Annotated in this window: 12 protein-coding genes; 6 read left to right on the top strand and 6 right to left on the bottom strand. The window is 45.1% G+C overall.

What is annotated here, in order from left to right; genetic code table 11:
• From MKY52_RS07230 to MKY52_RS07255, 6 genes are all read right to left on the bottom strand, one after another.
• Positions 1–735 (bottom strand): ABC transporter permease, encoded by a 735-nt coding sequence (locus tag MKY52_RS07230; RefSeq protein ID WP_076285145.1) that lies wholly within the window; start codon positions 733–735, stop codon positions 1–3.
• A gap of 2 nt (positions 736–737) precedes the next feature.
• Positions 738–1,646 carry an ABC transporter ATP-binding protein gene (locus tag MKY52_RS07235; RefSeq protein WP_076285144.1) on the bottom strand — a complete coding sequence of 303 codons (909 nt, stop codon included), beginning with the start codon at positions 1,644–1,646 and terminating at the stop codon, positions 738–740.
• A gap of 194 nt (positions 1,647–1,840) precedes the next feature.
• Positions 1,841–2,593, bottom strand: a complete 753-nt coding sequence (gene nfsA, locus MKY52_RS07240) for an oxygen-insensitive NADPH nitroreductase (RefSeq protein ID WP_076299885.1) — start codon at positions 2,591–2,593, stop codon at positions 1,841–1,843.
• A 31-nt stretch (positions 2,594–2,624) separates the two neighbouring features.
• Positions 2,625–5,087 (bottom strand): heavy metal translocating P-type ATPase, encoded by a 2,463-nt coding sequence (locus MKY52_RS07245; protein ID WP_341050679.1) that lies wholly within the window; start codon positions 5,085–5,087, stop codon positions 2,625–2,627.
• Positions 5,088–5,200: 113 nt separating this feature from the next.
• Complete coding sequence (gene copZ / locus MKY52_RS07250; protein ID WP_042184300.1) at positions 5,201–5,401, bottom strand: copper chaperone CopZ; 201 nt, start codon at positions 5,399–5,401, stop codon at positions 5,201–5,203.
• Between the two features lie 53 nt (positions 5,402–5,454).
• A complete protein-coding gene (locus MKY52_RS07255) occupies positions 5,455–5,727 on the bottom strand; it encodes a metal-sensitive transcriptional regulator (RefSeq protein ID WP_231573462.1) in 273 nt (90 codons plus the stop codon).
• Positions 5,728–6,104: 377 nt separating this feature from the next.
• On the opposite strand from MKY52_RS07255, the gene MKY52_RS07260 reads away from it, so the two are divergent.
• From MKY52_RS07260 to MKY52_RS07285, 6 genes are all read left to right on the top strand, one after another.
• Positions 6,105–7,625 carry an MDR family MFS transporter gene (locus MKY52_RS07260; protein WP_341050680.1) on the top strand — a complete coding sequence of 507 codons (1,521 nt, stop codon included), beginning with the start codon at positions 6,105–6,107 and terminating at the stop codon, positions 7,623–7,625.
• A 5-nt stretch (positions 7,626–7,630) separates the two neighbouring features.
• Entirely contained in the window at positions 7,631–8,194 is a 564-nt protein-coding gene (locus MKY52_RS07265; RefSeq protein ID WP_042184294.1) for a PadR family transcriptional regulator, read from the top strand.
• Between the two features lie 118 nt (positions 8,195–8,312).
• A complete protein-coding gene (locus MKY52_RS07270; RefSeq protein WP_341050683.1) occupies positions 8,313–9,290 on the top strand; it encodes an aldo/keto reductase in 978 nt (325 codons plus the stop codon).
• A gap of 394 nt (positions 9,291–9,684) precedes the next feature.
• The gene (locus MKY52_RS07275; protein ID WP_341050684.1) at positions 9,685–10,854 is read left to right on the top strand and encodes a hypothetical protein; all 1,170 of its coding nucleotides are present in this window, start codon (positions 9,685–9,687) and stop codon (positions 10,852–10,854) included.
• Between the two features lies 1 nt (position 10,855).
• On the top strand, positions 10,856–11,443 hold the full coding sequence (gene sipW, locus MKY52_RS07280) for a signal peptidase I SipW (RefSeq protein ID WP_076285139.1): 588 nt from the start codon (positions 10,856–10,858) through the stop codon (positions 11,441–11,443).
• Between the two features lie 90 nt (positions 11,444–11,533).
• The gene (locus tag MKY52_RS07285; protein ID WP_339268342.1) at positions 11,534–12,136 is read left to right on the top strand and encodes a TasA family protein; all 603 of its coding nucleotides are present in this window, start codon (positions 11,534–11,536) and stop codon (positions 12,134–12,136) included.
• Positions 12,137–12,200 lie beyond the last annotated feature (64 nt).

The raw sequence follows: 12,200 nt of genomic DNA on the forward strand, positions 1-12,200 counted from the left end.
TTACACCGCTTCCTGTTTTTTTCGAATATAAACCGATAGTAACATAAAAACTACCAAATATCCGAGTAAAATCAAGACATTACTCCAATGCGGGGCTGAGCCACGTACAATCTCCCACGCCCCATTTCCATAGTTATAAGAAGGTAACCAATGACCAATCTTCTGCATTAAACGTGGTAAAATCTCAATTGGCATCCACATGCCCCCCGCTACAGCAAGCGCCATATAAATCACGTTACTGACTCCACTAGCCGTATCCACCCGTTTCATAGCACCCACAAGCGTACCAATCGCCAAAAATGGAAGGGAACCGATCAGAATCCATAGCCCACTAAGCACCCATTGACCCGCAGATAAGGAGACACCGTTGATTAAATATCCTGCGATAAAAATACAAATGACCGAAAACAGATGCATCATCGTTTGCCCGAACATTTTTCCGAAGAAATAAACAGAACCAGGTAGCGGGGTAATCCGAATAAAGGTAGTCCAGCCTTGTGTTCGTTCTTGCACTAAACGGATGCCAAGCGTCATGATCGCAGAGCCCATTACACTAAAGGTTGCCATCGACATTAAGTAGTGAGCGCGCCAAGTCGGGTCATCATTACCTGTATTAACCACGCGGGTGAAGATGAAATAGAACATAATGGGCATGAGCAATGACCAGAATACGTAATAAGGATTACGGATGATCCTCAGCATCTCGGCTTTACACTGTACAGTAATTAATCTCATCTTTAGATAGCCTCCTCTTGGTTCATGGTCAATTGTTCAAAAGCGTCATCCAAACGTCCCTGATCTATACGAACATCCTTCACGGGAAGTCCGGTAACAAAAATCGCTCGCAGCGCTTCATCCGTATCGTCTGTCGTCACATGAATTCGGCCTTCTTTTTCATAACAACCCTCAATAGCGGTTAGTTCCAGCAGGCTCCTGCGTAATTTAGATCGATCACCTATTGGCAAAAAGGACAGCGAACGCTTCACAATCCGCGATTTAATCTCATCTGGACTTCCGTCAGCAACTAAATGGCCTTTGCTAAACAACAGAATACGATCCGCAATATCTTCAGCTTCCTGTAAGTAATGTGTCGTGAACACAATCGTCTTGCCCTGCTCCGCAAGTCCACGAACCGTGTCCCAGAAGCGCCGCCGGGAAGTAATATCAAGTCCAACCGTAGGTTCATCGAAAAAGATCAGCTCTGGATCACCAGCCAGGGCCAGCGCGAAGCCTAGACTACGCTTTTGACCGCCCGAGAGCTTCTCGGCGTATCTATTCAGATCCGCTGGCGCAAGCCCTGTAGCTTTAATTAGAAACTCCATATCCATCGGCTGTGGATAATAGCTACGGATCAGAGCAATGATCTCCCGAACCTTCAGCCGATCCATCACACTTACCTCTTGCAGCATCGCGCCGGTCTTTTCACGTACGATTTTATCTTTTGGATGTTGTCCAAATATTTTCACTGTACCTTCAGTGGGCTCTAATAACCCCAATAACATTCCCAATGCCGTTGTTTTGCCTGCTCCGTTTGGTCCAAGAATAGCTGTAATCGAACCCTTGGCAATGTTGAAGCTGATATTATCTACTGCTTTCTTATCCTTATATAATTTGCTAACTCCATTCATCTCAATAACACTGTCCATTTCGTAACCCCTCCGATTCCGAATGCGTTTGATCTATTTCAATCATATGGAAAAAGGAGACCTGACATTAGTATGGACTGTCATTTCTTTAAGATGACAACTGTCACCTTCATGCCTCAGGGTACGAAAAAGAGGTTGCCCTACCCGTAGTTTTAACTACGAATAGGGCAACCTCTTTAAGCGAAAATACTAGATTACCTCTTAAAGAATCCTTTTCCGAGAAGGAATTCCTTCATATGCATTCGCGCTGGCTGTGCCAACCGTTCTGCCATAATCACAGACCAAGGTGTATCCTTGGCACCATGAGTCCGCTCACGCATATAGTCTGAAGAGACTTTATCGTAAGTCTTGACCTGCTCCACTGTCGTTTCGGCATTGTAGCGATTACGATGTAGAACAGCCTCTAATGGCAGACGCGGACGCAGGCTTGTGGCTCCATCAGGGTAGCCCACACACATTCCAAATATCGGGTAAACCAGCTCGGGCAGTCCAAGCAGCTCCGAAACCTCCGCAATCCGGTTACGGATTCCGCCGATATAAACAATTCCGAGCCCAAGCGATTCCGCAGCTACAGCAGCATTCTGAGCAGCAAGCGCAACATCAACGGTAGCTACAATAAGGTTCTCAGCAGAATCTTCATACGATGTCTCTCCCTGCAAATGAGGTTTTGTCACCTCACGCAACCGATACAGATCCGCGCACCAGACCAAGAAGACTGGGCATTGTTCTATATAAGCCTGATTACCCGCTAATCCGGCAAGCTCTGCTTTTATAGCCGGGTCAGTCACTGCAATAACACTATAGGCTTGTACACTGCTGGAAGTCGAAGCCATTTGGCCTGCTTCAATAATAGCTGCAAGCTGCTCTTCACTTACTGGCTTATCCTGATACTTGCGGACAGATGCATGGTTCATTAATAGAGATATTGTCTCGTTGTTTTCTTGCACAGCGGCCACTCCTTACATAGTTAGGTTTCTCTTAAAGCTTTACCCGCTGCAAACGAAGTGCATTCAAGACGACGGACACAGAACTGAATGCCATCGCAGCTCCAGCTAGCCATGGAGCTAGAAATCCGAGTGCAGCAATCGGTATACCTATTGTATTGTATGCAAGTGCCCAGAACAAATTCTGCTTAATATTACTCATCGTTTTACGGCTCATCATAATGGCATCGGGTATGCTCTTCAGATCTCCCCGCATCAGCGTAATATCTGCAGCCTCCATTGCTACATCCGTACCTGTACCGATCGCCATGCCCGTATCTGCAGTAGCCAGTGCAGGAGCATCATTGATGCCATCTCCAACCATAGCTACCTTTGTCCCATTCCGCTGCAGCTTACGAACTTCCTCCGCTTTGCCTTCTGGTAGAACCTCTGCTAACACTTTTCGAATACCTGCTTGCTTCGCAATAGCTTCTGCGGTGATTTTATTGTCACCTGTAATCATAATGACCTCTATGCCCATCGCATGAAGCGCAGCTACAGCTGCTTTTGAGGTTGGCTTAATCGTATCCGCCACAGCGACAATCCCGGCAATCTCATCGTCCACCGCTACAAGCATAGCTGTCTTTCCTGCCTCTTCCAGTCTCTTCATGACTGGGGTCCACTCTGTGATGTCCAATTGATGATCTTCCATCATACGCCGTGTACCCACCCTAACTTGTTGATCGGAGACAACAGCCATAATTCCCCGTCCAGGTACATTATCAAACTGTTCAGCGGTGGGTAAGATCAAATCTCTGTCAGCGGCTCCTGCAACGATAGCTTCCGCAAGCGGATGTTCTGATAATTTCTCGGCTGCCGCAGTTAAAGCTAATAGACGATTCTCTGCACTTTCTTTACCATAAGCGGCAATTCCAGTGGTAGTCACGATATCAGTCAGCATGGGCTTACCATTTGTAACCGTACCTGTCTTATCCAAAACAACGATCTTAATCCCTTGTGCGCCTTCTAAATGCTCACCACCCTTGAACAGAATACCAAGCTCCGCAGCGCGGCCTGATCCCGCCATAATGGAGGTCGGCGTTGCAAGACCTAACGCACATGGACAGGCGATTACGAGCACCGCAATGGCTTTTTCAAGGGCATCGGCAAATTGACCAGGTGCTGCCCAGAAGTACCAGACCAAGAAAGTGATCATCGCAATGCCTACAACAATCGGTACAAAAATACCTGAGATGACATCCGCGATCCGCTGGATCGGCGCTTTGGAGCCTTGGGCCTCCTCCACTACTCTAATGATTTGAGCGAGCGCAGTGTCTCTTCCTACTTTGTTGGCTTTAATTCTTAAAATCCCATTCTTATTTAATGTAGCACCGATAACGGTATCTCCAGGTTTTTTCTCTACAGGAATACTTTCTCCGGTCAACATAGACTCGTCCACAGAAGAGGAACCCTCTACTACCTCGCCATCCACCGGCACCTTTGTTCCGGGCTTCACCAATACAATATCGCCGGGAATCACTTCATCTGTCGAGATATTCATTTCTTTGCCATCGCGGATCACGAGAGCCGTCTTTGCCTGAAGCCCCATTAAGCTCTTAATGGCGTCAGAGGAACGTCCTTTGGCTAGCGCCTCGAACCATTTACCGACGAGGATGAGTGTGATGAGTACAGCACTCGTCTCATAATACATTGGGGCGGTATGATTCATTCCCTTCATACTTAATGAATCAATCGTCAGATAAAGACTGTAGAAATACGCTGCTGATGTCCCCAGTACGACCAACACATCCATATTGGCACTCCCGTTACGAAGTGCTTTATACGCGCCTACGTAGAACTGCCAGCCGATGATAAACTGTACGGGGGTCGCCAGAACAAGCTGAAACCAAGGATTCATAAATAACTCCGGTGTTGGAATCCAGCTTGTGAATGAGAAATGACCTGCCATCGCCCATAACAATGGGAAAGAAAGAATAGCAGAAATGATCCACTTCCACTTTTTATGCTGAATTTCCTGTACACGACGATCCACATGATCCTTGCGGTCTTCTTTAAGAGTAGCTTTATATCCGATATTGCTTACCTTCTCCATGATCTCTCTTGGACTAATATTACCGGGAGTATATTCTACATGTGCCGTTTCCAGCGCTAAATTCACATTCACTGCTGCGATCCCCGGCGTACGACTCAACACTTTTTCGATCCGCGCCGAGCATGCAGCGCAGGTCATGCCTGATATATCAAAATCCGCGGTCTCTTTGACGGTATCATAACCAAGAGCGCGGATTTTATCTTCAATTTGTGGTAACCCTGATACAGAAGGATCGAATCCGACAGTGGCTTGTTCCAAGGCTAAATTTACATTTGCGCGAGAAACACCCTCCATCCGGGACAAACCTTTCTCAATTCGAGCTGCACAAGCAGAACAGGTCATGCCTGTAATCTGTACGGTTGCTTGCTGTTCATTGGGTGAAGCTGTTGTTTTTAACTTATCCATGATTCCAAAGCCTCCTCATACCCCTATAGAGTATGATAGTTTCTATAAAAAGAAAAGGCATTGGAGCTTATGGCATTCCCATACAGCTCCAAGCCTTATTACTTTGCTTCAAATTAAACTACATCATACCCTTGCTCTTCAATAGCTTCTTTAATAGCTCCAAGGCTCACCTTGTTCTCATCATACTCAACGGATACTTTTTTAGCAGCAAGATCAACCTTAGCAGTAGCTCCAAGATTACCTACAGCCTTCTCTACAGAGTTGACACAGTGACCACAAGACATTCCTTCAACGTTTAATGTAGCGTTCGACATTATTATTACCTCCAGTAAATGTTATGAAGCCATGCTCAAGGAGCATTAGCTTATTATTTCATTAATTTGTTAACCGTAATTAGCAGTTCATCGATAACCTCATGTTCACCGGCTTCGATTCGTTCAATAATACAACTCTTCATATGCCCTTCCAGCAGCATCTTACCAACACCGTTTAGTGCCGCTTGAACCGCTGCGAGCTGATTGAGCACATCATCACAATAAGTATCCCGCTCTATCATACCCTTTATCCCGCGGATCTGGCCTTCAATCCGGTTGAGGCGAGTATTCAAACCATTTTTGAAATCTGTCGAATGATGACTCATTCGTTCTCCAGATGCTGAAGAATGACAGTCAGCTTCGCAGGATTTCTCAGTTTGTTCTTGCTTACTAGTAGACATAAGAATCAGCCTCCTTGTCAATAATATAATATACCCCCGTAGGGTATGTCAAGAGGCGTTCTTTATTTCATATCCCCCAAATCCCATTTTTTCAAGCATAAACGCCTTCGGTGTCTTTATAAGGACGGTAAGCGTTTAAGCGAGAATATAAGACATATAGTATTGTGTGAAACTTATACTTCTTATATTTGAAAAAAACTATTGCTACCCTATTCAAATTTGAATATAATAAATTTTGCTTCTAACCTATGAACATTTTTTGAACGGATTTATCACTATTAGAAAAAAGGAGCCTGCGAAGCATGCATACTAAAGAAAGTAATCTTAAACTCGTAGTTATCGGCCTGCTGCTCGGTATTCTAATGTCCGCGATGGACAATACCATTGTAGCTTCAGCTATGGGAACCATTGTTTCCGACCTTGGCGGTCTGGACAAAATCGTATGGGTCACTTCGGCTTATATGGTTATGGTAATGGCTGGAACCCCTATCTTCGGCAAGCTCTCGGATATGTATGGACGTAAACGTTTCTTCATGTTCGGACTGATTGTATTCCTGATTGGCTCAGCACTGTGCGGTACTGCAACCAGTATTACACAGCTCAGTATTTACCGGGCTATTCAAGGGATCGGCGGCGGTGCACTAATGCCTATCGCCTTCACCATCGTTTTCGACATTTACCCTCCTGAAAAAAGAGGAAAGCTGACCGGCCTTTTCGGTGCCGTCTTCGGAATCTCTAGTGTACTCGGACCCTTATTGGGTGCATATATTACCGACTATGTAGGATGGCAATGGGTATTCTACATTAACCTGCCGCTCGGAATTATTGCACTGTTTCTGATCGCAACTTCTTACAAAGAATCGATTTCTCACGCTAAACAGCGCATCGACTGGGGCGGAGCCTTCACTCTTGTCGGCGCCATTATCTGCCTAATGTTTGCGCTAGAACTGGGAGGCAATCAATACGCTTGGGATTCTAGTGTCATCCTTGGCTTATTCGCCGGCTTTGCTGTACTCTTGCTGGCATTCATCCTCATTGAGAGAGTGGCGGCTGAACCTGTTATCTCGTTCGCGATGTTCAGTAAACGGTTGTTTGCAACAAGTAGTGTGACAGCCTTGTTCTATGGCTCTGCCTTTATCGTAGCCACCATCTACATTCCTATCTTTGTACAGGGCGTATTTGGCGGCTCCGCTACGAACTCTGGACTGATCCTCATGCCGATGATGATCGGTACCGTCGTAGGCAGTCAGACCGGTGGGCTACTGACCACCAAAACCAGCTTCCGCAACATTATGATTCTATCCGCAGTCTGCTTTGTCGCAGGTATCTACAGTCTAAGCACTTTGTCGCCAGATACCTCCCGTCTCATGCTTAATGTATTCATGGCCTTAACTGGGTTCGGCGTGGGCTTTTCCTTCTCCGTGCTAAGCATGGCAGCTATCCATAACTTCGATATGCGCCAACGCGGTTCAGCAACTTCAACAAGTACCTTTATGCGCTCGCTTGGGATGACGCTGGGGATTACGATCTTCGGTATTATTCAGCGTAACAACTTCACTAGCAGCATTAGCGAAGCTTTTGGCGGAAGTGAGCAGTCAGCAGCCTTCGGCGATCCACGGGCAGCCCTGACACCTGAAGCAAGAGCCAAGATTCCACCTGAAATTTTAGAGAAAATATCTAGTGCACTGTCCTCTTCAATCGCACATACCTTTATGTGGGCCATGATTCCTGCCGTCCTTGGTTTAGTCTTTGTGCTGCTTATGCCAAAAGACCGCCTCACCATTCCGAGTAAAACTGCTCAGGCGTCCGAGGGTAAAAGGTAACGATTATGTCAATGAAATTGGCTATTCTCGGACTATTGCTTGAAAGAAACATGCATCCCTATGAAATTACACTAGTCATGAAAGAGCGCTCCATGGACCGGATTACAAAGCTCCAGCTTGGGTCTCTCTACTACGCAGTCGATAAACTTGCACAAGATGGTTATATCGAAGCTTTAGAAGTGATTAGCAGCAGTGATCGCCCAGACAAAACCATTTACGGTATTACTGAGCAAGGTAAAAATTTATTCGAGCAGTTAATTCTACAGCAAATTAAAAAGAACGAGCCCTTCTATCATCCGATGTATATGGCTCTAGCCATGTCCCGTCATGTTGATCAAAACAAGGTGGAGAAGCTGCTCGAAGAACGTATTCGGGAAACCGAACATCAGGTGAATCTGGCTTATCAGGTATATGAAGAACATATTCCTATTGTTCCTCGTTCCGCCCTTCATCTCATGTACGGCACCTATGAACACACCCTTATTGAACTAAAATGGCTACAACGTCTCTATGATGATGTTGTAGCACGCAAGTTGAATGACATTGGAACACCACTTAATACAGAGTAGAGTCCTTAGGACCTCTACTCTTTTTTTCACTTTTGCAGAGACAATAAATACCATACTAGAATCTAAGCGTGTACAATATGTACGTGTACGCAATCATATTTTCCTAGGAGGAATCACAATGTTGAGAACGCTGCCTTTAAACAAGCGCGGTATACCAGCCAGCCGTATTGCTCTAGGTTGTATGGGATTTGGTGGGGGCTGGGATCATGAACCGATTACCGCCGAGAATGTTAAGCAAGGACATGCAGCCGTCGACGCAGCACTATCTATTGGTATCAATATGTTTGATCACGCAGATATTTATACCCGTGGTAAAGCCGAGAAGGTATTCGGTCAAATCTTTAAAGAACGCCCAGGACTCCGCGAAGAAATCATTATTCAATCGAAGTGCGGTATTAAGCTAATGGAGCCCGGAGACAGCTCTAATGTCTTTGACTTCTCAAGCCAGCATATTCTAAGCAGTGTAGAAGGAATATTGTCGCGACTAGGAACAGAATATATTGATATTCTGCTGCTCCATCGGCCTGACCCCCTAATGGATCCGGAGGAAGTAGCTTCTGCTTTGCATCAATTAAAAGCAACAGGTAAAGTTCGTCATTTCGGCGTCTCCAATATGAGCGCAGCGCAGATCAAAATGCTGCAAGCCTATTGCGAGGAACCTTTTATCATAAACCAGCTACACATGAGCCTAGCCAAGCTCAGCTGGGTCGATGCTGGAATCAGTGTAAACCGTGAACCTTGGAAGGATATTACCTTTCCCGAAGGAACCCTTGAACATTGTCGAATGGAGAACATTCAGCTTCAAGCCTGGGGCCCACTCGCACAAGGCTTATTTAGCGGACGTTCATTAGAGGATCAACCAGAGAATATCGTCCAGACAGCTGCCATGGTTAAACAACTTGCAGATGAAAAAGGAACAACACCCGAAGCCATAGTGCTATCCTGGCTAATGACACATCCGGCAGCTATTCAGCCTGTGATTGGGACTGTGAATCCGCAGCGCATCGCTGCCTGCGCCGATGCGGACAAGCTGGAGCTTACTCGAAAAGAATGGTATGACCTATATGTTAGTTCACGTGGTACTCGTCTTCCCTAACTGAGCCCACAATTAAACTCGCAAGAATTCTTAATAGCCTAATCGTGCCTCTCGCATGATTAGGCTATTTTTAATACATTCCTCTCCTATGTATCGTTCTCTATTGCGAATAAAAATAGATATCAAGCGATAAACCGAGATAAATAGAGATAAATTAACATTTTTGTTCTTTATAGAGCACAAACGAGACTTATTGACAGTTTTCTTTTCAATTTATTCCATGTATTATTCATTACAGAAGTTGTTCTCAATAAAGAACAATAATAACGAACCAAAGAAACTCAAGACATTGAGGGGAGGTATTCCTCTGAGACCCAGATCAGCAAAAAGAAGACCTAAACGAAAGAAGCAAATCGGATTACGTGTTCTGCAATCAGGAATGGCTGTCTCCGTCTTGTTTCTGACTACCTCGCAGCAAGTGGGTAGTACCTATGGTGGTTTTGGAGCTACTACGCAAACCACTAGCACAATTAGCTTTTGCGAAGTATTTCCAAACTCGATCAAGGGGCTTCTAACAGAACTCAAAGATCATATCGAAAGAGCTACTGCTTTAAAAGGATCGCTGCAAAGCTATACCCCTTCAGGCAGTCTCTCAGACGTTTCGGGAATAGAAGGCATGACGCTGGATGAGCTTGATGTCGCAGCGCAAGAGATTTCCTCGCAAATCTCCGCGCTTCAATCTCAAATCGATGGCGTGAATGAGCAACTGGCCACCAACAGCCAAATTTGGAACGAAATCAATAGTGAGCTGAACGCAGCAGCAGCCGTCCTATTCCAGATTGGAGGATATATGACCTCTCTAGATTCAAACTGTCTAGAAATCAAGGATGAACAATTCTTCAGAGAGCTGCAAAGCAGCCTGAATCAAAGCGGTGTAATCTCTGAATCCCTGAATGCTTCCTTAAAGGGAGTCATCCAATATCTAAACTCCATACACGATATCGGGCTTCCATTTGCTTCAGTAGTGACCAGTGATGTATATGGACAACCCGAGTTACGCAACGAGGCGTTTCAGCAGCCGTTACCTTTCCTGATTCCTTTTAGTCAGCCGGCCGGCAATATCTCTAGCGAACTTACCTCCACTTATGAAAATCTCAATACTGAAATGAATGGTCTTAAAGAATCGGCTACTTCAGGAATCAGCAATCTTCAGAGTCAGCTCCAATTGATCAGTCAAACCCGTGAACAACAGTTGGAAGCACTTGAGAAAGCCCGACTAGAGGCGCTGGAACAAACGAAGAAAGAAGAAGAACGTTTGGCACTGGAGAAAAAAGAAAAGCAAGAAGCTGAGGACAAAGCGAAAGCTGAAGCTGAGGAGAAAGCAAAAACGGAAGTGACTCCACCGAAAGGTGAAGCTACTCCAGAGAACATAAATAAAGAACAGCCTGAAGCCCCAGCCACTAACCCGGTCGTTCCGGAAATTGGTGAAGAGCTAACGATTCCAAAAGATGTCCCACAGCAAGCGGTTCCTCAGGAGGCGCCAAAAGCGGAAGATACAACCACTTCCCCACCGGTAGCAACACCAGCCCCTTCGGACCCTCAACAAGTTAAAGGTGGCGAATAATATGCGGATTAAAAAAATGATCAACAATACATTATCGAGCATCATGCTTGTGATATTCATTCTGCTGGTGGTAGCCGTAGTTTTATCAAAGGCCTCCGGCGGTGAACCTGCCTTCTTCGGATACCAGATCAAATCGGTACTCTCAGGTTCGATGGAACCAGGGATTCAAACCGGATCGATTGTCGCTTTAAAACCCGGAGGAGATATGAATCGCTTCAAAAAAGGCGATGTGATCACCTTTAGAAATGAAGAAAACCTGCTCATTACTCACCGTGTTGTAGAAGCAACAATGAACAACGCTACTGGTGAAGCCATGTATCGCACGAAAGGCGATAACAATGATGCGCCTGATATGAACCCTACCAGTTCCACGAATGTTGTAGCTGAGTATACCGGGGTCACCGTACCTTACGTAGGTTACGCTATGAATTTCGCAGTTTCCAAAGCTGGAAGTGTTGTGCTCATGATTGTACCAGGCTTGATGCTCCTGCTCTATGCCCTGTATTCATCATGGAAGGCTGTAGCTGCACTCGAAAAGAAAAATGCTGCTATACTTCCCACCTCTCCACCTCCAACTGAAATACAGTAATCCGTTGATTGTCCGCTTCCGCTTACGAACCGGAAGTTACAATATATAACTTTTATAAAAAACCACAAAAACCGAGGAGGAATTTTAATTATGGGTATCAAGAAAACATTGGGTCTTGGCGTAGCATCAGCAGCACTGGGTTTATCATTGATTGGTGGAGGAACTTTCGCTTACTTTAGCGACACTGCAACAAGTACCTCTACATTCGCAGCTGGTACACTGGATTTGAACTCTGACCCATCTGTTATCGTTAATCTGGATAAATTGAAACCAGGTGATACTATCAAAAGAGATTTCAAACTGAATAATGATGGTAACATCGATATCGGCTCTATTGTTCTCAAAACAAAATACTCCGTTAATGACGTGGGTGGTAACAACAATGGTGTTGATTTAGGTAAATTCATTAAAGTTAAATTCCTGCAAAATAAGGACAAGAGCGGTAACATTATTCCGGATATTGTAGTTTATGAAACAACACTGGCTGATTTGCAAAATTCAACACCTGATCTCGTAGAAAAATTGCCGTTCATAGGCAATGAAGCATCCGGTATTAAAGCAGGTACATCTGATAGCTTCACCGTTAAGTTCGAATTTGTGGATGACGGTAAAGATCAGAACATTTTCCAAAAAGATGTGTTGACACTGACTTGGGATTTCTTTGCTAAACAAGCCAGAGGAACTGACTACTAATCTAATAAGTCTTCCATTCGAAGAGCAGCAGATTCTTATTCCGGAAAACGGATAAGTAGATGCT

The organism is Paenibacillus sp. FSL P4-0184 (assembly GCF_038004625.1).
Lineage (GTDB): Bacteria > Bacillota > Bacilli > Paenibacillales > Paenibacillaceae > Paenibacillus_AQ.